The sequence below is a fragment of the Koromonas soli genome (assembly GCF_059726265.1).
Genome location: NZ_AP040872.1, coordinates 3610889 through 3634130 on the forward strand (window position 1 = coordinate 3610889; position 23242 = coordinate 3634130).

The window sequence follows — 23242 nt, forward strand, 5'->3', positions numbered from 1 at the left end:
TTAGTTCTCAATGGCAAGCTTCTGAAGGCTTGAATGGTCTCGCATAAGATGCGGCACTCGTCTGGCTGTTAGCGATAATAGGCAAACCATGATCACTGCCTCAGTGATCACCACAGACCACGCAACTCCAAGCTGCGCACTTCGAGGTACGAGAATAAACAAACACGTGATGTTGACGATCCCGCCCAGCACCGTAATGACGTTAAACTCACGGTCCATGCCGTTGGGCAACATGAATTGTGTTCCGAGAACAATATTGCATGTTATTGGTGCAAGGCAGAGCGACAGAATCCGGAGGACTGGTACGACTTGCTCGTACCCCTTCCCCAGAAAAATCCGGATTACAATCGGAGCAAATGTAAAACAGAGGACGCAAAGAACCAGTCCAATAACAGAACCGAGAATTAGCGTGAGGCGGGCAAGCCTTCCCGCAGCTGCTTCATCATGTGTCATCAGATTGTTCACTCGGGGATACACTGCTTGCGTAACCGGTTGAATCGTATTTACCAGCACGTTATTGATCTTCTCTGCCGCAGCGTAGTACGCCACAGCGACAGGTGCGGTAAGGAGTCCCAGAACTAGCGTATTCGCCGTGGTGTAGAGCGTCACCGCACTCCTATACAGGAACATCGATGCGGACAGTTTCAGTGAATTCCGGGCGGCTGCAATCGAAAACCCACACGCCGGGAATTCACGATAAACACGGGCGATCAGAAATATAGTAGAGGCACTGTACCAGAAGCACTGAATCCAAAGAACCTTCCAGTAGTCGGACGGAAGGTGAATGAGGACGAACACCGATACCGCGAACATCACCTTGCTGAAAATGTCCACGGCCGAGACCGTGCGCATCCGCTCAAGCCCCTGATAGAACCATGCAACACTGAAACCTTGGGCGATGCCAGCAACCGCTCCGGCATACATGAGCGAGCGGTCATGACGAAACTGGGGCACGAGAATTACAACTATCGATGCAGCCGCCAGACAAACTAGAGACAGTATGACTTTGGCCCCGACCACACCTGCGAAGATTCGCGACAGCATGCTAGCGTCGTCGCGATTTTTTGCCACTTCGCGGGTGCCAGACAACGTGAATCCGAAGTCAACAATGAGGGTAGCGTAGAGTCCAAACGCCTGCGCAAAAGCAACAAGTCCCCAATACTTTGGAGTAAGAACCCGCGCAAGATATGGCAATGTGACCAGAGGAGCCAAGTATCCGGCCAATTGCATGCCATACAGCGATACGATGTTGTGGAGTAACGTGCTCCTGCGAATCGTGCGCCAGCTCAGGTTGTGGAATGCGATCAAAGCTGGAGCTCTCCTGTACAGCGCAGTCGAATATCCGCTGCGCAATGATCACTGCGCTTAAGCTTTGCTGTATTGCTCGTGCTTGCAAAGATAGTCCTTGTACGTTGAACGCAATCCCTCGCGCAGGGATATCTCCGCCTGCCAACCGAGCTCGCGCATTAGGCTCACGTCGAGAAGCTTGCGGGGCGTACCATCCGGCTTTGTCCGGTCGAATGTCAGGTTCCCTTTGAATCCGACCACTTCCGCTATAGAAGTCGCAAGTTCCTGGATACTCAGATCTGTCCCGCACCCTACATTAAAGAGCGGGGGGTGCTCGACAGAAGCACATAGATCCGAGTACTTCTGATCCTCGAGTTCCAGCATGTGGACGCATGCTCTACCAAGATCATCGCTGTGGAGAAATTCACGACGGACCTGCCCTGACCCCCAAACGACGACCTCCGACGCCTGGCTTACCTTGGCTTCATGAAATTTTCTTAGCAGCGCGGGTAATACATGCGAACTCTGCAGGTCGTAATTGTCATTCGGACCGTACAGATTGGTTGGCATAAGAGCTACAAAACGGGTTCCGTATTGACGGTTCAGAGCCCAACACATCTCGATGCCGGCTATCTTGGCCAAAGCGTATGGCCGATTTGTCAGCTCGAGAGGCCCGGATAGGAGGTATTCTTCGCGAATTGGCTGATCACAGTCTCTAGGATATATACAGCTCGACCCCAGGAAGATCAGGCGTTTCACACCAAACTCGTGCGCAGACTCAATGATGCTCGTCTCGATGTTCAGATTCTTGAAGAGAAAGTCTGCAGGAAAATTGGAGTTGGCGAGTATACCGCCCACCTTTGCAGCGGCCACTACAACGAAATCCGGATTCTCTTCTCTGAAGAACCGTCTCGTAGCCTCGCGGTCCGATAGGTCCAAGTCGGTATGACTGCGAGTAATGATGCTGCCAAAACCCGACCTCTGAAGTTGCCGAACGATGGCCGATCCAGCTAGACCGCTATGTCCCGCTACGAAGACTCGTTCAGAGTGTTTATTCATGGTAGTCGTACGCCTTGTATCCATTACTCCTGACAAGATGGTCGCGCTCGGCTGCTACGAGATCCTCGCTCATCATTTCGCGCACAAGTTCGGCGAATGTTATACGAGGAGTCCAGCCCAGCTTTTCTTTTGCTTTGGCTGCATCTCCAAGCAAGGTCTCGACTTCCGAGGGTCTGAAATATCGAGGATCAACTGCAACGATGACCCGCCCCGAGTTGTCTACCCCCTTCTCATTGACGCCCGATCCGTGCCACTCAATATTGATTCCAATCTCTGCAGCGGCTGTTTGAACAAACTCCCGGACGCTGTGCTGTTCACCGGTAGCAATTACGAAATCTTCCGGTTTTGATTGCTGCAGCATCATCCACTGCATCTCGACGTAGTCACGCGCGTGTCCCCAGTCGCGCAACGAGTCCAGGTTGCCGAGATATAAACAACTCTGGAGGCCTAGCTTGATGCGAGCAAGTGCACGCGTGATCTTCCTGGTTACAAAAGTCTCACCCCGTGTAGGTGACTCATGGTTGAAGAGAATGCCGTTACACGCGTACATTCCATAAGCCTCACGGTAGTTCACTGTTATCCAGTATGCATAGAGCTTGGCGACGGCATAAGGGGAACGGGGATAGAAAGGAGTGTGTTCTGTTTGCGGGATTTGTTGAACTAGACCGTAAAGTTCAGAGGTCGAGGCCTGATAAAAGCGGGACTGCAGACCTAGGATTCTAACAGCCTCCAAGATACGCAATGCACCAAGCGCATCAACATTGGCGGTGTACTCTGGCTGCTCGAACGAAACTGCGACGTGGCTCTGAGCGGCCAAATTGTAGATCTCGTCCGGCTGAGACTTTTGGCAGACATTGATCAAACTCGAAGAGTCTGTCATGTCTCCATGATGCAATATGAAATTCCGGCGGGCTAGCTCTGGCCCCTGATACAGGTGGTCGATGCGGTCTGTATTGAACAGCGAGGTTCTGCGCTTAATGCCGTGAACTTCGTATTCCTTGCGAAGTAGAAAGTCCGCGAGGTACGCTCCATCTTGCCCTGTGATGCCCGTGATTAACGCTACTTTCCGTTTCAAAAGAAGCACACCTTCCCAAGCCCACGCATATCGGAGTGGCAACTACTCAAGACGCTAGTGCGCAGGATCGAATAATTGATTTTATCGTGGAATTCTGGATTGTACGCAGCGGAAGCTACCCGCGACATCCAAAAACTTTCCCTTAGATAGCGTTTTTTAATACCGTCTTGCGAGAAAACGTGACTGGTCGACTCGCCATAACGCCTGCTGTGTTGCCGCGGGAGAGACGAGGACTCTGTGAAGGGCGACAATTGTTTGTACCGCGGCGAACCTCGGCAAAAAAGAGCCTTTACTTGCCGATGCAGAAAGTAGAGAAAATTAGGTTCAGGATGTCGTCAGCGGTGGTGACGCCGGTGAGTTCGTCGAGGGCGCGGAGAGAAGTATAGAGGTCGAGCAGAATCATTTCGTGGGGAATGGAACTGCTCACGGAGGTTTCTGCTGCAGCGAGAGAGGTGAGGGCCGACTCGATGGCTATTTGCTGGCGCAGGTTGGTCAGCATGGCTCCGCTGTCGTGGGACATGGGTGCGCCGATTATCTTGAGGATGGCTGCACGAAGTTCGGCAATGCCTTCGCCGGTGAGGGCAGAGGTGCGTACGGTGGCGAGATCAGCCGGGATGTTGCTCCACGTGCTTTGAGTCTGGGGGTCGAAGGACTTCGTGGAATCGGCGAGGTCCGATTTATTCCACACGATAATGGCGGAGCGGCCCGAGACGTCTGAGAGAAGTTCGCGATCGACTTCGTCGAGGTCGTGGCTGGTGTCGAGCACGACGAGAACAAGATCGGAGTCGGCGAGGGCTTCCATAGATTTACGAATGCCGATATTTTCGGCTTCGTCGAGGGCTTCGCGTATTCCAGCTGTGTCGACGAGGCGAACGGGGATGCCTCCAATGGAGACGGTTTCCGTGACGAGGTCGCGAGTGGTGCCGGGAGTGGCCGTAACAATGGCGCGTTCGCGCTCGACGAGTTGGTTGAAGAGGCTGGATTTTCCAACATTGGGACGACCAACGATGGCGAGGGTCAGTCCCTGGTGAATGACCTTTCCATAGGAGAAGCTCGAGGCCAAAACGCGCAGAGGAGAGCGTATCTCATCCATGGCAGCGAGGATCTGTTCGCTCGGGGCGATCGCAACGTCATCTTCGGCAAAGTCTATTCCAGCCTCGAGTCGCGCGATGAGGGAGACAAGCTTCTCCTTAATCGGCGCGACGGCGTGCGACACAGATCCCTTTAGTTGCTGAGCGGCTATCTTGGCTTGGTAGAGTGTCTGCGAGTCGATGAGGTCGCGTACGGCTTCTGCTTGCGTGAGGTCGAGGCGACCATTGAGAAAGGCGCGCTGGGTGAATTCGCCAGGTTCGGCGAGACGTGCGCCTTGAGCGATGGACATCTCGAGTACGCGACCCAGGACAACGGGCGACCCGTGACAGCTGATTTCAACGATGTCGTCTGTGGTGTAAGAGTGTGGTGCAGCGAAGTAAGTGGCGACGACTTCATCGATGCGCTCACAGGTGTCGATCTCTACGAGTTCGGTGAATTCAGCGCGATTGGCCTCGAGTGGACGACGGAGGCGGAGCATTTTCGTGGCAATCGATCGCGAGTCGGGGCCTGCAAGCCGGACTACTCCGATGCCGCCGCGTCCGGGCGGCGTGGCGATAGCGACAATTGTGTCATCGAGATTCAAAACGGCCTCGCAGGATAGGCATTACACAGTAAACACGCGAATCAGTAGTAATCGTTGGGCCCTTTATCTTCCAGGCGTGCGCGCTGTCGGCGTTCCTTCTCCTGCTCACCCCAACGCTGCTGCACGCTGTTGTACATGCGATCGATCTTCCGGTGGAGGGTCGCGATTTCGAGTTCGGCTTTGCGGTTCACTTCAAAATCGAGATCGCTCTTGATGCGGTCTTTGGAAGCTTGTCGATTCTGGCTCATCATGATGACGGGTGCCTGGAATGCGGCAAGGGTTGAGAGCACCAGGTTGAGCAGGATGTACGGGAATGGATCGAATGCATGCTTGAGGAGAGCGGCGCTGTTGAGCGTGATCCAGCCTCCGATGATGACAGCGAACATGATGATGAATGTCCACGAGCCTCCGAAGGCTGCAACACGATCCGCAATTTTCGCACCCAGCGTCAACTGTTCGGCTTCCTCAACGTTGGCGTTGCGCGTAACGTGCGTGCGCAAGAGTTGATCGGTCGAGCGTAGGCGGCGCCCCACAACGGTGAGCAGGTCGAGCGCGGCGTGAGGGTGAGAAGAGACCAGCTCCTGAAGGTTTTCGCGATCGAGGCGGAAAACATCGCTCTTCTCAACGGCCGTGGCGTTCGCCGTCCGCGGGCCGCCATCGAGCATTGAGATTTCGCCGAAGACGTCGCCAGCGCTGGCTTCTCCGATTGCAACTTCTTCGCCTGCGTCATCTTCCACGGAGATCTGCACACGGCCGCGCCGCACGATGTAGAGGCTGTCGCCGATGTCGCCGATGCTGAAGATCACCTTGCCTGCGGCGAATGTCTCTTCGCTCATCAGCTCAGAAAGGGTGGTGCGCTCGTCATGATCGAGCAGGCTGAACATGGGAATCTCAGCCAGCATATTTACATTGGTGGACATAGTATTCCTCTGCCGCGCCCAGAATAAAAAGCCCGCTGCGAGTTTCTCATCGAATCGCAGCGGGGCTCAATGATTTCGTTTCGGATGTTTATCTGCGACCGCGACGCGCAGGCCTTGCCAGCGGAGCTGCAGGTGCCTTTCCCTTGTAGTCCTTGGGATAGACAACCAGGTGGCGCGCTGGACCTTCGCCCTCGCTTTCGGTACGCAGATCGGCAACTTCGCGCAAAGCCAGGTGAACGACGCGGCGCTCGCGGCTGTTCATGGGACTGAAAGCATAGGGCATTCCGGTGCGGCGAACCTTCTCGGCTGCTACGTTGGCCGACATGACGAGTTCGTCCACTCGGGCCTGCCGGAATCCGATCGCGTCAAAGGTGATGCGTTCATCTGGTTCAAGCATGTCGCCGACGGATTCGACGGTGATCATCTCGAGCGCGTGCAGAAGTTCGCCGCCGCGCGCCACCAGCAGGTTGCTGTCGGGGCCGGAGAAGTCCACAAGGATCGCCGGGCGGTCCCACTCAGCGCCTTCGTTCACCGGCGGATCGACCGCGATGCGATACTTCACGCGAAAAGAGCCGAGCCGGACAATTTTGTTCAGCAGTTCGTTGATCTGTTTTGCCGCTGCGATTTTTTCTTCGATTGCCATGATTGTTCCTCGCCGCCTAGCGCTTCTTTTCCGCCGCTTTCAGGGCGCGTTTTTCGGCCATGGTGCGCATTTCGCGGCCCATTTCCGTCTGGTTCATAACAAGCTGCTGGATGATCTGCACTACGGTGCCGGTGATGATGTAAAGGCCCAATCCCGAAGCCACCGACCAGGTGAACAGGGCAAACATGACAGGCGTCATCATGTTCATCATGCGCTGCTGTTCTTTGCTCATGCCGCTTGCGGGCATCATGCGTTGCATGATCATCATGAGGATGATGGTCGCAATCGGAATGATGTGCCAGTGGTCAGGCGCGGAGAGATCGTTGAGGTAGAGCCAGTTGGCGTGCCGCAATTCGATTGCGTTGCGCAGCATGGTGTAGAAGGCAAACAGGAACGGCATCTGAATGAGCACCGGAAGGCATCCGCCGACCGGGTTGACGTCGTGCTGCTTGTAGAGCGCGGCAATTTCCTTCTGCATCTCGCCACGGCGCGGGTCATCCAGCTTGTACTTCTTGTACTTCTCCTGGATGGCCTGCATTTGCGGCGCCACCTTCTGCATCTTCATCGATGACTTGATCTGCGAGATTCGCAGAGGCAGTAGCGCGACGTTGATGAGCACGGTTACAAGGACGATGGTCCAGCCCCAGTTTGACGTCCAATGCTGCTGCGTCCAGCGAACCCAGGCAAACAGCGGCTTGCCGATGAATTCGAAGAATCCGAAATCAAGAGTGCCGCGAATATCGACGCCATTGGTGCTGCGCACAGTCTCAAGCACATCGACCGCTTTGGGTCCGGCAAACAGGCGCACTCTCGAAGGAGCATTCAGAGCTCCGGCGGCTACGCCGAGAACCTCAGCCTTAACCTTTTCGCTGTTGGCGTTGGTGGGATCCTTCGGGATCTGTATGGCATTGCGCAGTTCGGCGAAGGCGGAGTTCTGCGGCTGCTCGGGGAGGAACACGGCGCCGAAATATGCATCGGAGGCACCTACCCACTGATAGTTTCCGGTCTGCACGCGACCGCCGCTGATGTCCTTGCCCTTGCGATCAAGCTTCATGCGCTTCACGCTCTCGCCCGTGGCGATGTAGTCGAGGCGCTGCTCGGCATAGCTGGGAAGGCCAGTGGCGTCCCCGAATCCAGCGGGCCAGGCAGGCAGGGCCGTGACGTAGTTCGAGCCTTGGCGCACGCTGGTCTTCACTCCGATGACATATGTGGTATCGAAGTGGAACTCCTTGCGCACCGCGAGGTCTCCCTCGGCGTACTCGAAAACCAGATCCTTGTCCGCGCCCGGGCCGGGTTCTGTGGCGACGTAGAGCGCGTTGTTCAGGTGCTGGCGCAGGTTCTCGTCTCCAGTCCACAGCGAGAGCGGAAAGCCGTACTGCGACGCAGCCTGTTGCTGCACGAGATCGAGTTCGTGGCCGTTGTCGTCCTTATACTTCTTAAGCACCCAGCTCTTCACCAGTCCGCCGCGATTGGTGAACGTGATCTTATAAAGATCATTCTCGACGACCGTTGTGGCTTCGGCGGTGGCAGAGCGCGCGGCGATGGGCTGGCTTGGTGCCTGTACGACAGGAACTGTCGCGCTCTGGGTAGGTGTTGGCGTGGTCGGAGCCGGGGAAAGCTTGGCGGCCTCTTGCTGTTTTTGCGTGGCCTGCTGCTGCGGCTTGACCAGGAACTGCTGGGCCAACACTAACACGACCATGGTGAGCGCGAAGATGAACATAACGCGCTTGTCTATGCCGGGCTGGTTCTGCGGATTCTGGAACTCGCTCAAGGTAGTATGCCGATCTGCGCGGACGGGCCGCGGACTTGAAGTTCTAATTCCTGTACACGCGCCCTTGGCCTCGGCCAGCGGCGCGGGGTCGTACTAATCTTCAATCAAGGCGAGCCGCAGAAGGATGATTCCCCGCGCGACAGCCGAAATGTTCTGGGACCGGATCAAGCCCGTGTCCACCCAGAGGATGACAACGCAGCAGGCGCCACACGGCCAGCAGCACTCCAACGAAGGCTCCGTGACGCGTGATGGCCTCTGCGGCGTACTCCGAACATGTTGGCGTGAAGCGACAGGCCGCGCCCAATTGTGGCGACAGGTATCGCTTGTAGCCCGCAAGCATCGCGAGGAGAATGCGGCTCATGCACGCACCTCCCGCCGGGAATTCTTTCCAGCAACCGATTCGCAATTCTGCCGTATTACACGAAAAGCCCGCTCGATCTCCTGCGAGATCTGCGGAAACTCTGCCCGGAGCAGACTCTTCTTCGGATTGATCACCACATCGACAGCAGCCATCATGCCGTCGAACATTGCCAGGTGATGGCGAACAGCTTCGCGGCTGCGACGGCGCATTCGATTTCGCTCGACCGACCCGCCCAGAGCCTTGGATACGGTGAAGCCGACACGCACACGACCGTTCTTCCGCGCACACAACTCCTCGGCTGCCCCGGCCTCGACAGGCGCGGGAGCAGCTTCGGCTTGATTTCGCAGATAGAAGACGGTCATGTTTCCCGAAAAATGACGCCGTCCTTGCTGATACACGCGTTGAAAGTCCGAGTGTTTCAACAAATGCGCGGTCTTCGGAAAAATGCCTTTCGGTGTGTCGCTCACGCTATCATCCACGGCGGTCGCGTTCCTGCTTCTTTCGACATCTGTGAAGGGGCCAGAAACGGGCGTGGTCCTGCGATGATTTACGTTGTGCTGGCTAGTCGCGATAGCCGGGGCTAACGGAGACGCGCTTGCGTCCCTTGGCGCGGCGGCGCGACAGCACGGCCTGGCCGCTCTTGGTCTTCATGCGCTGCCGGAATCCGTGCACCTTGGCACGACGGCGGCGATTGGGTTGGAATGTGCGCTTAGGCATGTGACTAACTGCTCCTGCTTCGAGATATGTCGGTGAGCAAAGGGCAAGTATAAATGAAGGAACGCTGTTCGGCCAAACCGCCTGAAGCTCTCCGCCGTGCCCGGCTCTATGCTTCATCCTACATTTTCCCGGCCTTCTCTGCACCTCATTCGCAGCAATGACAAATTTATGTCTTGACGAAGTGCCGTCCGAAGGCCAAAAGTGAGTACACTTCGTCGCGAGAAATGTTGGGAGTGGCGCTCTTCGAGCCTGTCATTCGTGCTAGTATCCGTTTTGCGGTTTCTGTTTTTCTTCCGCGAGTGCAGGTAGGTATCACGCTCTGCGCCCCCCAGCTTCACAGGTATTCGTTGTGCCTGTGGAGTTGTATCTATTCAGCGACGACATTTTGAAAATTCGTCCAGCCAAGCCCCAGCAGGGCAATCTCCTTGTTCAGATTGAATGAGGCAGGGAGCTCGCGGGCTTGCGCCGGAAGATGGTCGGTACATGTCAGCATTCACATCAACGGCAACGTCAATGCCTAATCCGTGGATTCAGATCCTGGATGCCCTTGAAAAGAAGGTCAACCGCCACTCCTATGACACGTGGTTCAAGCCCACACGCTTCAGCCACGACGCGGATGGCAAGCTTTTCGTCGCCGTTCCCTCTCCCGAGTTCTGCACCATCGGCGAGCGCTATAACGACCTGATCCTGGAAGCAATTGAAAACCTTGGGCTCAACTACGAGGACGTCGAGTTTGTCACCGCTCCTCCCGAGCCTGAGCCGCCTCCCCCGCCGGTTGTTCGTCATAACGGCGGGCTGAATGGAAACGCGTCTCGCCCGGTGGCGCAGGCACGATTCGATTTCGACGGTGCGGCCCAACTGAACCCGCGCTACACCTTCAATGGCTTCGTCATCGGCAGCGGAAACCAGTTTGCTCACGCCGCGGCGCTTGCCGTGGCTACCGCTCCGGGCAAGGCCTACAATCCGCTGTTCCTTTACGGCGGCGTGGGTATGGGTAAGACCCACCTCATGCAGGCTATCGGCCACGAGGTCAAGGTTCGCCAGCCAGACAGCTCGATCGTGTATCTCTCGACCGAAAAGTTCACCAACGAGATGATCAACTCGATCAAACACGACAAGATGGTGAGCTTCCGCGACCGTTTCCGCGGCGTCGATGTACTGCTGATCGACGATATTCAGTTCCTGGCCGGCAAGGAGCGCACACAGGAAGAGTTCTTCCACACGTTCAACGCTCTCCACGACACCAATCGCCAGATCGTGATTGCCAGCGACCGTCCGCCGAAGGAATTGGCAGAGATTGAAGATCGGCTTCGTTCGCGTTTCGAATGGGGATTGATTGCCGACATTCAACCGCCAGATCTCGAAACCAAGATCGCCATTCTGCAAAAGAAGGCCGAGAGCGAACACGTCATGTTGCCCGATGACGTCTGCCAGTTCATCGCCTCAAACATCCGCAGCAACGTTCGCGAACTCGAAGGCGCGCTGATCCGTCTGGTAGCTTATGGTTCGTTGACCGGTGCGGACATCAATCTGTCCACGGCCCAGCAGGTGCTGAAGAACATCATCGACCAGCAGAGCCGCAAGGTGACGATTGAGGCCATTCAAAAGGCCGTCAGCGAGCAGTTCGGTTTGCGGTTGCCGGAGATCAAGGCTAAGAACAACTCGCGCCAGATCGTCTTCCCGCGCCAGATTGCTATGTATCTCTGCAAGAATCTGACCGAGGCCTCGCTGCCTGAAATCGGACGCCAGTTTGGCGGCAAGCACCACACCACCGTGCTGCACTCGATCGAGAAGATCAACGAGCAGCGCAAGGACGACAAAGACCTCAACCGCATGATCAACAAACTGACAGAGCAGTTGAGCAACTAGATTTTTCGCAATACATCCCAGCCCGGGCCGCGAGCCCGGGCTTTCTTACGCCCGCAAAACTGTGGAATTCCTGTGCAGCACTCCTGATGCGCGCTGCATGCGCTTGCACCGGGTGCGACGGCCACGCTCCTCCTGGGACACCGTAACTACATCGTCGGCGTGGGGCAAAAATTCTGAATCTCTCCTTCACATATGGTTTTCCGGGTTTTAGACAATACGATCCACAAGCACACTACGTTGTAAGTTGCTCTGTTGTAGTCAGTTGAGTGACGCTTGGAGCGATACGGTGCAAACGGGCGCGTGTGGAATGCTGTGAAATCTGTGCAGAACCGGGGCAAATCTGGAATCGGCCGAAAATCATGCACCGCTTGGTTTCCTGAAAAAGCACTTTTTCCAAGCTGGTTCTCGCTCTAAGTGTCGAAGAGTGATAGATTTTCCTAAGTTTTGCACTTTTCCGCACAGCCTACGATTACTGCTGGTATCTGTTAGGTTTAGTTTGATATAAGTGCAAGTCATAGTAGCGAAAGGTTTGGGGAATATATGGCAGAGACAGCGATCGCTCAAGGAACCGCAATGGAGATCACGGTCAGCAAATTCGACCTGTTAAAAGAACTCACCGCGACCCAGGGCGTGGTCGAACGCAAGACGACCATCCCCATCCTGTCCAATTTCCTTTTTGAGGCTGCCGACGGTGAGCTGACAATCACGGCTACCGATCTCGACCTGAGCCTGCGCACAAGCTGCGCAGCCACGGTGAAGAAGGAAGGCGCATGCACGATTCCCGCCCGCAAGCTCTATGACTATGTAAAGCTGCTGGGCGATGGCGATGTCAGCATCAAGCTGCTAGAGAATCACTGGGTCAACATCCGCGCCGGCCGCTCGAATACCAAGATGGTTGGCATGGCGCGCTCGAACTTCCCCAGCGTTCCTGTGTTCCCCATCAACAGCGCCATCAAGATCCCGGCCCAGGCATTCCGCACCTTGATCGCGAAGACCGTGTTTGCCATTTCCAATGAAGAGTCGCGCTATACGCTGAACGGCGCATTGCTGGTGCTGAAACCTGAGTCGATCACCATGGTGTCGACCGATGGCCATCGCCTGGCACACATCGTGAAGGATGGTCTCTCCTTCGACATTACGGGCGAGCTGAAGACGCTGATCCCACGCAAGGCAATGCTGGAGCTGTTCTCGCTTCTGAGTGCGCCGGAGATCGAGTTTGTAGAGTTTGCAAAGGACGAGTCCACGCTATTCTTCCGCCTTGGCTCGCGTCTGCTGACTTCGCGCCAGTTGACGGGACAGTTCCCCAACTACGAAGCCGTGCTTCCCAAGGAGCACAACAAGAGCGTCAGCGTGCGTACGGTCGATCTGCAGCAAGCCATCCAGCGCGTCGCACAGTTTGCCGATGAGCGCTCGGGCGCCATAAAGATGCGCTTCGAAAAGAACGAGCTTCGCATCTCGTCATCCTCGACCGAAACCGGCGAGTCGGAAGACTCGATTGAGACCGAGTACGACGGAGAAGCAATCTCAATCGGTTTCAACTCGCAATATCTTGTCGAGTTCCTGAAAGCTACGGACAGCGACACCGTGCGGATTGAGTTCAAGGATTCGCAGTCGGCCGGACAGCTTCGTCCAGAAGGCGTGGAGGACTACAAATACCGCTACGTCGTTATGCCGATGCGCATCTGATCGAAATTCATCGCAGAGTTCAGGCGGCGGACTGCATGGCAGTTCGCCGTTTCTCTTTGCACCGAGAACTATCGCCCGAGATCCTTCAGAACAGCCATCGCTGCGTTGCGTCCGTTGATGCCGATGACCGAACCGCCAGGATGTGTGCAGGCGCCGCAGAGATAAACTCCGGGCATCGTTGTGCGAGAGGAAAGTCTTCGCGACCACATGTAAGGTGGGAGACACTCGCCCTGGAAGATGTGTCCTCCGGTGAGCCCGACTTTCTGCTCGATGTCAGGCGGACCGAGCACCTGGGTATCGATTACAGCCGAATCGATGTTGCTGCAGAAGCGCGACAGGGAAGCGAGCGCAAGTAGGCGAACCTCGTCGCGGCGTTCGTCCCATGTGCCTTGGGAGAAGCGGTAAGGCACATATTGGGCAAACACCGACATCGTGTGCTGGCCCTCGGGAGCGATCGTCGTATCATGCGCGCTCTGGAAGTAGAGTTCGCACCAGAGATGATGGGGCAGCTCGCCTCGCTTGGCGCGGGCAAATCCCTCCTTCCATTCCTGCTTTGTCAAAGGCGTGTTGATCTGGCCCAAGTGATGCGGCTCGCACGTGCCGGGGCGGGCGGTGAAGTTGGGCAGCTCGCGAAGCAGTACGTTGAGCTTCACGGTGCAGCCCTCGATGGGAATCTGTTCCACGCGCTCGCGCCACTGCGAGTCGGCCTCGTCGCCGAGCATGGCCAGCGTGCGCCGCGGGTCGGCATTCGAGATGACCGTGCGTGCCTTGATGCGCTCTCCGCCTTCCAGCACGACGCCCTCGCCGGGCACGATCTGTGCAACCGGCACGCCCGAGGCGATGACCGCTCCAGCCTCGCGTGCGGCATCGCAGAAGTAGAACGACACCATACCCATCCTGCCGCGCACATAGCCCCACATCCCCGGCATTCCGCCCAGGCGTCCTGAAGCGTGGTGAAAGCGGATGGAGGCTGTGCCCGGGTCGAAGGGACTGGCGTTGGTGCCAATGACTCCCTGGCCGAGGTAAGCACAGATGAGCCGCTCATCGTTGAGATAGCGCTCGACAAACTCGGCCATGGACCACTCGAACAGCAAACATCGTGCAGCATTCTTCGATTCGGAATCGGATTGGAACTGAGACGCGAGCCGCTGATCCATCTGCTCTTCGGTGGGCGCATCGCCAATCCAGAGATCGGCCGCTCCTGCTGGACGCAGCGCATTGCGCACGCCAGCGAGCAAATGGTTCATCGCCCGCCAGCCCTCGACGTCCCTTGGAGCAAAACGCCGAATCTCTGCTTCACAGGCCTCATCGTCGTCCCAGAGCTGAACGCTTGAGCCGTCAAGAAACGGGATGAACATTCCATTGACCGCCGGAGTCCAATGGAAGCCGAGCTCCTGCAGCTTCAACTCCGACACAACCAGAGGATGCAGAAGGCCCGCCAGATAGGCGCAGGGCGACATCCTTACGCCGGGGAAGGGTTCCTCGATGGTGCAGGCTCCGCCGACGCGAGTGCGGCTCTCCAGCACCAGCACCTTCAACCCTGATTGCGCCAGGTACGCAGCACAGGCCAGACCGTTGTGTCCGGCGCCCACGACAACTGCGTCCCACTCTCGGGCCGCCAACTCGCGAACGGGTGCGGGTAATCCGATTTCTCCAAGAACGGCTGCGGTAGGTGAGCTCAGAAGGTTCTCCTGTGTTGCTCCCCTGTGTGAGTGAGGAGCCAGGGAATCGGATGCAACAAAACTCCACGGCGGAATACGTGGGCCACGAGGCGGGCTTTGATCATCTAATCTGTCATGCGATTCCACATGAAACGACCAGTTAGGCAAGGCATTGGCGATCGCTGTGGAAACCTCCAAGGAACGCAAATAACTCACGTCACATCAATGATTTAGAACGGTCTCAAAAGCCTTATCTGTGCTAAAATGAATACAGGTTGCAATATCTCCAAGGGGACGGGATTCGAACTGAAGCTCGAAGCGGAATCCGTGTAGTACCACTGTGTGTTCCGCTCTCGTGATTTCGTCCTCCTAACTGCTTCGGGTGAGCTTTGCGGCTGCCCGGGCCCAAACGATTTCTGGAAATAAGAAAACTACATGTCCTCAAAGCCAACCACCGCAGACGCCGAAAAGCAGACAGCTCTCCACGCAGAAGAATTACTGAACAAGAAAGCCTCCGAGAACGGTGAAGAATATACGGCGGACTCCATCAAGGTCCTTGGTGGAATGGAAGCTGTACGCAAGCGCCCCGCCATGTACATTGGCTCGACCGGCGAGATGGGCTTGCATCATCTCGTGTATGAGGTCGTCGACAACTCGGTAGACGAAGCGCTCGCAGGCTTTGCCTCGAAGATCGATGTCACGATTCACGTTGACAACTCCATTTCGGTGGTCGATGACGGCCGTGGTATTCCGGTCGACCCCATGGAGCACGATGGCGAGATGGTTCCTGCCGTGCAGGTTGTTCTCACGGTTCTGCACGCGGGCGGCAAGTTCGACAGCTCGACCTACAAGGTTTCCGGCGGATTGCACGGCGTGGGTGTGAGCTGCGTAAACGCGCTCAGTGACGAGTTCAATATCGAAATCTGGCGTCCTGACGCGAAGGGCGAGGGCCCGTTCGTGTGGCAGCAGGACTACTCGCGCGGAGTGCCGCAGAACACGCTGAAGAAGGCCGGCAACACGAAGAAGCGTGGGACTAAGGTTCACTTCCATCCCGATCCGGACATCTTCACGGTCACCGAATACAACTACGACACGCTGGCTAATCGCTTGCGCGAACTCGCGTTCCTCAACAAGGGCCTGGTCATCACGCTCACCGACGAGCGCACGACAGATCAGAAAACCGGCGAGGCCAAGCACACGGAGTTCAAGTTCAGCGGCGGCATTGCTGAGTTCATCAAGCACCTGAACAAAGGCAAGAACGTGCTGCACGATAAGCCGATCTATATGGAATCGCAGAAGCCTGAGCTGTCCTGCGAAATCGGCCTGCAGTACAACGACTCGTACAGCGAGACGCTATTCAGCTTTGCCAACAACATCAACACCATCGATGGCGGAACGCACCTCCAGGGATTCCGCTCGGCTCTGACGCGCACCATCAATGCTGCGGGACAGTCGCTGGGATTGTTCAAAGACCTGAAAGAAAATCTCTCGGGCGACGACGTTCGCGAAGGTCTGGTGGCGGTGGTCAGCGTAAAGTTGCCGCAACCGCAGTTCGAGGGTCAGACGAAGGGCAAGCTCAACTCGGATATCGCCGGCTCGGTGCAGGCGTTTGTGAATGAGAAGCTGGGCGCGTTCTTCGAGCAGAATCCGCAGGTCGCGAAGAAGATCATCAACAAGGCGATTGATGCGGCACGTGCGCGAGAAGCTGCGCGTAAGGCGCGCGACCTGACTCGCCGCAAAGGTGTACTCGATGGTGGCGGACTGCCGGGCAAGCTGGCAGACTGCTCCGAACGCGATCCTGAGCGCTGCGAAGTGTACCTGGTCGAGGGCGAGTCGGCAGGTGGCACGGCGAAGCAGGGACGCGATCGTCGATTCCAGGCGATCCTGCCGTTAAAGGGAAAGATTCTGAACGTCGAGAAGGCGCGCTACGACAAGATGCTGAGCCACGAAGAAATTCGTGCCATGATCACCGCCTTCGGATGCAGCATTGGCAAGGACGACTTTGACGCTTCAAAACTGCGCTACAGCAAGATCATCCTCATGACCGATGCTGACGTTGACGGTTCGCACATCCGTACGCTGCTGCTGACGTTCTTCTTCCGGCACATGCAGGAGTTGATCAAGCGCGGCAACGTGTACATTGCACAGCCACCGCTCTATCGCATCAAGAAGGGCCGCTTCGAACAGTACATCAAGAACGATGCGGAGTTTGTGCAGGTGATGATCAAGCGCGCATCCGAGGGCCTCGTGGTTCGCTACGGCGATGGTGCGGCACGGCTCGAAGGCAAGCAACTGGCGCAGTTCCTCACGCGGCTCAATGAATACCTCAGCTCTCTGGACAAGGTGGACAAGCGCATTCGCAACGAACGTGTGACGGAGATGCTGCCTGAGTTTGGATTAGCGAAGCGTGAAGACTTTACCGGTACAGCCGACGTTGTTCCTGAGCCGATCGCCAAAGTAGAAACAACGCTGAAGGGCATGGCGAAGGAAGAGCAGTTCATGTCGGTCAACACGCACTTCGACGAAGAGCAGGAACTGTGGGAAGTCGATTTCGTGAACTCGCAAGGCACGCCGCATGCCATCAGCTGGTCGCTCATCTCGAGTCCCGAGTACAAGCAGATGATGTCTCGCTATCGCCAGATCGCCGAGCACATGAAGCCGCCGTTTCATGTCGAATGGGTGAAGAGCGCCGAGCCTGCGAAAGAAGAGATTGACGACACGATTTCCGATGCCGAGAAGGCGGATGCCGAGAAGGTCGAGGGCAAAACGATCAAGGGCGGCGCGCCGGCGCGGGTGTCTCTCAAGGGAGGATCGCGCGAGCCAGTCGAGAAGAGGACAGTGCGCGATCTGTTCAACTTCGTCCTGGAACAGGGACGCAAAGAGTACCAGATCCAACGCTACAAAGGGCTGGGCGAAATGACGGCCGAGCAGCTCTGGCAAACGACGATGGACCCTGACCGCCGCACGTTGCTGTCAGTAAAACTCGAGGACCTGGCCGAGACGGAAGGTATCTTCACCACGCTGATGGGCGAAGACGTCGAGTCGCGCCGCAAGTTCATTGAAGAAAACGCGCTGGACGTCAAGAACCTCGATATCTAAGCCGACTTGTAGCAGCAGTAGTTAGTAGTAGCAGTTAAATGAGGAGCCCGCCGGAGATTTGCCGGTGGGCTCCTCATTTGTTGAACGCTCCTTGGTTGTGGTGCCACAACCTTGCGCTCGTGGTGGTACATCGCACCAACCGCGTGAGGGGTATTTGTTGCTGATTATTGCGAGATGTATGTCGCGGTGAGACGTGCTGAAGAATGGGGATAAGAATCAATCGAGTCAGCTTGCGGCGTCTTCTTCCACATCGCGTACTGCAGACGCGGTAGTGCATGTGTTTCAGATGCTCATCCTTTTCATATAACGCGCGCTGATCGCGATGGCCTCGAGTGGCGGCATGTCGAAATCCTCCTGCTCGATGAAGTAGTGTTTGATGTGCTGGGCGGCAGCGAAGACCGGCGTGTAATCGATGTTGCCTCGTCCCATCTCGGTGGGATGATGATCTTCGGCGGAGCGCAGCACTTCGTCTTTCACGTGCAGCAGAGAGTAGCGCGTGGGATAGCGCTTGAGGTAGTCGGCAGGCTCGTATCCGGCGACGCGGAACCAGCCGCAATCCATCTCCATAGTGACTAGCGCGGGATCGGTGAGGCGCAAAAGTTCGTCGTAGGCGAGCAAGCCATCAACCTTGCGAAGCTCTCCGACGTGGTTGTGATAACCGAACTGGATGCCCGCGGCTTTTGCCTTTTCGCCGATTCGGTTGAACTGCTCGGCGTTCCACTTCCAATCATCGAGCGTGAGTTCGCGATGCGAGAGATCGCGCTGCGCGGGCGACGCGCAGATCATGTACTGCACACTGAGTGCGTGATCGTAAGCGATAAGCTCATCCACTTTGGGCAAAAGCTGGGTTAGCGGATGGTGTGTGCTTGGGCATCGCAGTCCTGCGCCTTGAAGAGCGCGCTTGAACTCGCCAGCCGTGCGACCGTAATAACCTGCGGCCTCTACCTCTTTGTATCCCGCGCTGGCGACCTGGTGCAGAGTGCCGTCGAAGTCCTTTGCCAGAAGATCGCGCACGGTGTAGAGCTGAATTCCCAGTGGAAGGCGCGTGCGGGCCTCAAGAGTGCTGGGCACGAGTTTCATTGCGGCGCCTGCGAGGATGGCTCCAGTCGCGGTCTTCACAAAGCTTCTTCTCGAAATCTCTGACATGGTTCTCCTCTCGCCAGCGAGGCGATCGCAGATGAGTGCGCAAACTGTTTTGAAGGAACGAAGCCAGTATAGAACTGTGATCGTGAATTGTTGAATTGATTTTGAGCTGTTCTGGTATGGTTAACTCGTCAAAATTCTGCCGATAATCTGAGCGCAGCAGTGGCGTGTGTTACGCGTGCGTGCATTTATGGCATGGCCGTTCGAGAGGAGTGCGATGCGAGAAATTCTTCTATTGGGACTCATGTTTGTGTTTGGCGCAGGTTTGGTACTGGCACAATCGGCGCCGGTCGGAATCTTCGACGCGCACTCGGAAGTTGGTTCTGTGCTGCACTCGGGCGGTGTTGAGTATGACGGCGCGAAGCAAGTTTACAGCGTTGCAGGAAGTGGCGAGAACATCTGGGCATCTCCCGATGCCTTTTATTTTGTTTGGAAGAAAGTGAGCGGCGATTACGCGATTACCGCCGAGATTGCGATGCTACCGAGTGGCGGGAATCCTCATCGCAAGGCAGTGCTGATGGTGCGCCAGAGTCTTGACGCCGACTCTGTATATGCTGATGTTGCAATTCACGGTGAGGGCCTCACGTCTTTGCAGTTTCGCGATGAGAAGGGTGGCATGAGTCAGGAGGTTCAGGCCGCAGTGCGTGCTCCGAAGCAGGTGCGTCTGGTGAAGCGCGGCGACTATGTGTACATGCTGGCGGCCCGCGATGGTGAGAAGCTGCAGGTTGCTGCGGGCTCACCGCGCATTCGTTTCACAGGCGAATACTACATCGGCATCGGCGTGTGCTCACACGACAAGGATCGAGTAGAACGGGCTGCTTTCTCGCACGTGGAGCTTGAGGATCGCAATGGAAAGCGCGGCGAAGCGGTGCTGCACAGCGTGCTCGAAACAGTGATGCCCACGGGGCTCAATCGCCAGGTTGCGTACGTCACTCCGCAGCACATCGAGGCGCCAAACTGGACGCGGGACAATCAGTTCATCTTCAACGGCAATGGACGTATCTATCGACTGCCGGTTGGCGGCACCACGCCAACGCTCATCGACACTGGCTTTGCCAAGGATTGCAATAATGATCACGGCATCTCGCCCGATGGCAAGGCGCTGGTGGTCAGCGACAGTACGGAGGAGCACAAATCGGTGGTGTACACGCTGCCCATCACGGGCGGCACGCCGAAGCGCATCACAAAGAATGCGCCATCGTATTGGCACGGCTGGTCGCCTGATGGAAAGACACTGGCGTTTGTCGGCGAACGCGATGGCGAGTTCGACATCTACACGATTCCGGCAGGCGGAGGCGAGGAAACTCGCATGACCACTGCAAAAGGATTAGACGATGGGCCGGAGTACACGCCTGATGGAAGGTACATCTACATCAACTCCGAGCGCACCGGACACATGCAGATCTGGCGGATGAAAGCTGATGGCAGCGCGCAGGAGCAGGTGACGCACGGCGAACAAAACGACTGGTTCCCGCATTTCTCGCCCGATGGGCAGAAGATGGCATTCCTCTCTTTTGAGAAAGATGTTGCGGGGCATCCGCCGAACAAGGATGTGATGTTGCGAATGATGTCGATGGCCGACGGGAAGATCTCGGTTGTAGCGAAGCTGTTTGGCGGGCAGGGGACGATGAACGTTCCATCGTGGTCGCCGGATGGATTGCGTTTTGCATTTGTCAGCTACATCTTCGTGGATCCGGAAGACGCGCAGAAATATCGATGAGCGTCAATGTATGCCGCTGACTACGTAGAGGTCGGAGAGCTGTTGGTAGTAGTTGTAGGCGTAGTATCTGCCATCTGGTGAAATGCTGATGGGAGCGACGGCAACAACACCGGCGGGATCGGCGGGCATCAACTTTCTGTAGAGTTCACGCTTGCCGGTCTTCATGTTCAGGCGATAGACAGTGGCCGGCATTCGAGGTACATCCGCCACGTATGCCAACGTCTCAGAGGCGAGCCCCCAGATCCTTTCCTTCGGTTCGAGTCCGCGAATGGGCAGCGGTTCGCCGCCGTCAATGGGGTAGAGCGCTGCGCCATTGCGATCCTCGGCGATCCCTGCGACGTATTTGTCATCGGGCGTTGTGGCGAAACCGGTGACTCCCTCGGAACTGATGGGCTTCGGCGCGCTACCGTCGGTACTCTGCACATACAGGCGATTCTTGTGCCCTGGTTCCGCGGCGCAGTACACGACACGCTTGCCGTCGCGAAGGAAGCTGGCGCGCTGCCCAGTAACGATATAGTTCGACAGGATCTTGGGCTCTCCTGGTCCGGTCGGCACAAGGTATAACGGTTTGCTTGCAACAGGAGCGATCAGCGCCCACTTCGCATCGGCTGAGATTGCAATCGCGTTTCCCTCCCCAAGCCGCACGGCCGGAGAACCGTCGGCGCCGCGCATGAACACCGAGTAAGCGTCGCCGCCGAATGCGCCTTCTTCGTCGAACAACACGAAGCGGCCATCGGGAGTGATCGTGCCGGCCGAGGACCAGTCGCCGACGCTGAGATCGCGCTCGCTTTCCTGTCCAGCACCGCGAGCCATCAGGTGATTTCTCCAGGTGCCGAATGACAGCAGCGCATTTCCATGTCTGTCCACGTCCTGCAGGCTGGCCACGATGGGAAAGCGAACGAGAGTGCGAGGCTTTCCGGACATTGCGGCCGCCTGCAATCCTTCGTTGCTGCTTACCCACACTTCGCGGTCATCAGGCGACCAGGCTATTCCGGTCACTTGAGAATAGCGTCCGGTCAACTGCTGCTTTCGTCCTGACTTGTACACCACAGTGACAAAGCCGCCGTTATCACCGAGCGCATCGTGATCGACAAGCGCTACGCGAGTTCCGTCGCGCGACACTCGCACGTTGGAGATGTATCCATTGCTGACGTAGAGGGCGTGGCCGATCGGATACTCGAGCTGGTACTTGCCATCGACGCGGTGGGATGCAGCGATGCTTCCCTCCGGAGCCCAATCTGCATCCTGCACATCGTTCAGTATTGGTCGCGGTGTTCCACCACTGATCGGGACGCGGGCAAGCGTGCTGATGGTCGCGAATGCGAACACCGTGCTGGTATTCACCAATACCAGCAGTTCCGCCGAATTCGAAATCGATGTGATCGTGGCCTCGCGCAGCGTGAGCGGGACAGACCCGGCGGAGTCAATTCGGGTGGAATACAGTTGTACGCCGCCAGCGTTCCAGTTAGCCGCGTAAAGAACAGTGTGGCCGTCGGGTGTGAAACGCGCAGAGTCAACGGTTCCGTGTTCAAAGGTGATTTGGTGGAAGTTTGGGATCGGCGGCGATGGCGCGACGCGGCGAGCTGCAAAATATCCGGCGAGCAGTCCGGCAACGACGCTTAGGGCGATGACAAGCGGGAGAGCGATGCGTCTGGAATGCTTAGCAACGACGGCCACCGGCGATTCGCCAGTGGTGAGCGAGAGCGCCTCGAGCGCGAAGATCACGTCGCGTGCCGATTGAAAGCGCTCTTCCGGATTCTTTTCAAGGCAATGAGTGACAATGCGTTCAAGCGCGGGTGAGACGTGTGGGTTCGCCAACATCAGTGGCGGCGGATCTTCGCGCACAATCGCCGTCAGTGCCTCTGCAGCGCTCTCCGCGTGAAACGGACGGCGGCCCGAAAGCATTTCGTAGAGGATCGCGCCGAAACTGAATAGATCTGTTCGACTGTCTACCGGCTTTCCGCGCACCTGCTCGGGTGACATATAGCCCGCGGTTCCTATCACGGCGCCAGCGTCGGTTTTCAAATCGAACGCCATGGTTGGCGAGTCGGCAGAGACCTCGGGCTGCGTGAGTTTGGCGAGGCCGAAGTCGAGAATCTTCACACGCCCGGTGCGGGTGATGAATAGGTTTTCCGGCTTCAGGTCACGATGAATGATGTTCTTCTCGTGTGCAGCGCTGAGCCCGCGCAAGATCTGGATGGCAAAGTCAATTGCTTTTCGCACGGGCAGGGCGGCGTTTCGCAGAAGGCTGCGCAACGTTTCACCTTCCAGCAGTTCGGAGACGATGTACGGGGAGCCATCCTGTGTACCGATGTCATAGATTGCGAGGATGTGCGGATCGCTGAGGCTGGCTGCGGCGCGCGCTTCCTGCTCAAAGCGACGAAGACGCAGCGGATCGAGCGCAAACGACTCGGGCAGCATCTTGATGGCGACATCGCGCCCGAGCCGCGGATCGTGTGCGCGGTACACGACCCCCATTCCTCCGGCCCCGATGGTGGTGGCCAGTTCATAAGTGCCTAATCGGGAGCCTTTGGCCAGTGCCATGCCCACCTCGCG

The 23242-nt window shown here is 57.0% G+C and carries 17 protein-coding genes; 4 read left to right on the forward strand and 13 right to left on the reverse strand.

The window, feature by feature from the left end; genetic code table 11:
* The 10 genes from AC6IY8_RS15695 to rpmH all read right to left on the reverse strand — a co-directional run bounded on the left by AC6IY8_RS15695 (position 1) and on the right by rpmH (position 9508).
* Positions 1–1308: a flippase gene (locus tag AC6IY8_RS15695; protein WP_497775462.1), complete on the reverse strand. Its 1308-nt coding sequence runs from the start codon at positions 1306–1308 to the stop codon at positions 1–3.
* 57 nt (positions 1309–1365) lie between these two features.
* Positions 1366–2346, reverse strand: a complete 981-nt coding sequence (locus tag AC6IY8_RS15700; protein WP_497775463.1) for a GDP-L-fucose synthase family protein — start codon at positions 2344–2346, stop codon at positions 1366–1368.
* On the reverse strand, positions 2339–3421 hold the full coding sequence (gmd, locus tag AC6IY8_RS15705; RefSeq protein ID WP_497775464.1) for a GDP-mannose 4,6-dehydratase: 1083 nt from the start codon (positions 3419–3421) through the stop codon (positions 2339–2341). Before gmd ends, AC6IY8_RS15700 begins: the two co-directional genes overlap by 8 nt.
* 289 nt (positions 3422–3710) lie before the next feature.
* Positions 3711–5096 carry a tRNA uridine-5-carboxymethylaminomethyl(34) synthesis GTPase MnmE gene (gene mnmE / locus AC6IY8_RS15710; RefSeq protein WP_497775465.1) on the reverse strand — a complete coding sequence of 462 codons (1386 nt, stop codon included), beginning with the start codon at positions 5094–5096 and terminating at the stop codon, positions 3711–3713.
* 41 nt (positions 5097–5137) lie between these two features.
* Positions 5138–6016, reverse strand: coding sequence for a DUF1003 domain-containing protein (locus AC6IY8_RS15715; RefSeq protein WP_497775466.1), 879 nt, complete (start codon positions 6014–6016; stop codon positions 5138–5140).
* An 88-nt stretch (positions 6017–6104) separates the two neighbouring features.
* On the reverse strand, positions 6105–6659 hold the full coding sequence (locus AC6IY8_RS15720) for a Jag family protein (RefSeq protein ID WP_497775467.1): 555 nt from the start codon (positions 6657–6659) through the stop codon (positions 6105–6107).
* 16 nt (positions 6660–6675) lie between these two features.
* Positions 6676–8430 carry a membrane protein insertase YidC gene (gene yidC, locus AC6IY8_RS15725; RefSeq protein ID WP_497775468.1) on the reverse strand — a complete coding sequence of 585 codons (1755 nt, stop codon included), beginning with the start codon at positions 8428–8430 and terminating at the stop codon, positions 6676–6678.
* Between the two features lie 100 nt (positions 8431–8530).
* On the reverse strand, positions 8531–8791 hold the full coding sequence (yidD, locus tag AC6IY8_RS15730) for a membrane protein insertion efficiency factor YidD (protein ID WP_497775469.1): 261 nt from the start codon (positions 8789–8791) through the stop codon (positions 8531–8533).
* Complete coding sequence (gene rnpA, locus AC6IY8_RS15735; RefSeq protein WP_497775470.1) at positions 8788–9258, reverse strand: ribonuclease P protein component; 471 nt, start codon at positions 9256–9258, stop codon at positions 8788–8790. Before rnpA ends, yidD begins: the two co-directional genes overlap by 4 nt.
* Before the next feature lie 94 nt (positions 9259–9352).
* On the reverse strand, positions 9353–9508 hold the full coding sequence (rpmH, locus tag AC6IY8_RS15740) for a 50S ribosomal protein L34 (RefSeq protein WP_497775471.1): 156 nt from the start codon (positions 9506–9508) through the stop codon (positions 9353–9355).
* 483 nt (positions 9509–9991) lie between these two features.
* Between rpmH and dnaA the strand changes: the two genes are divergently transcribed.
* Both dnaA and dnaN read left to right on the forward strand, forming a co-directional pair.
* Complete coding sequence (dnaA, locus tag AC6IY8_RS15745; protein ID WP_497775472.1) at positions 9992–11377, forward strand: chromosomal replication initiator protein DnaA; 1386 nt, start codon at positions 9992–9994, stop codon at positions 11375–11377.
* A gap of 540 nt (positions 11378–11917) precedes the next feature.
* On the forward strand, positions 11918–13063 hold the full coding sequence (dnaN, locus tag AC6IY8_RS15750; RefSeq protein WP_497775473.1) for a DNA polymerase III subunit beta: 1146 nt from the start codon (positions 11918–11920) through the stop codon (positions 13061–13063).
* A gap of 68 nt (positions 13064–13131) precedes the next feature.
* Here the strand turns inward: dnaN and AC6IY8_RS15755 are convergent, their stop codons facing one another.
* Positions 13132–14685: a phytoene desaturase family protein gene (locus AC6IY8_RS15755; RefSeq protein WP_497775474.1), complete on the reverse strand. Its 1554-nt coding sequence runs from the start codon at positions 14683–14685 to the stop codon at positions 13132–13134.
* Between the two features lie 474 nt (positions 14686–15159).
* Between AC6IY8_RS15755 and gyrB the strand changes: the two genes are divergently transcribed.
* Positions 15160–17823, forward strand: a complete 2664-nt coding sequence (gene gyrB / locus AC6IY8_RS15760) for a DNA topoisomerase (ATP-hydrolyzing) subunit B (RefSeq protein ID WP_497775475.1) — start codon at positions 15160–15162, stop codon at positions 17821–17823.
* A gap of 282 nt (positions 17824–18105) precedes the next feature.
* Here gyrB and AC6IY8_RS15765 read toward each other — a convergent pair whose 3' ends face one another.
* Positions 18106–18969: a sugar phosphate isomerase/epimerase family protein gene (locus tag AC6IY8_RS15765; protein ID WP_497775476.1), complete on the reverse strand. Its 864-nt coding sequence runs from the start codon at positions 18967–18969 to the stop codon at positions 18106–18108.
* A 214-nt stretch (positions 18970–19183) separates the two neighbouring features.
* On the opposite strand from AC6IY8_RS15765, the gene AC6IY8_RS15770 reads away from it, so the two are divergent.
* Positions 19184–20686, forward strand: a complete 1503-nt coding sequence (locus tag AC6IY8_RS15770) for a TolB family protein (RefSeq protein ID WP_497775477.1) — start codon at positions 19184–19186, stop codon at positions 20684–20686.
* 3 nt (positions 20687–20689) lie between these two features.
* Here the strand turns inward: AC6IY8_RS15770 and AC6IY8_RS15775 are convergent, their stop codons facing one another.
* Positions 20690–23230, reverse strand: a complete 2541-nt coding sequence (locus AC6IY8_RS15775; protein WP_497775478.1) for a protein kinase domain-containing protein — start codon at positions 23228–23230, stop codon at positions 20690–20692.
* Positions 23231–23242 lie beyond the last annotated feature (12 nt).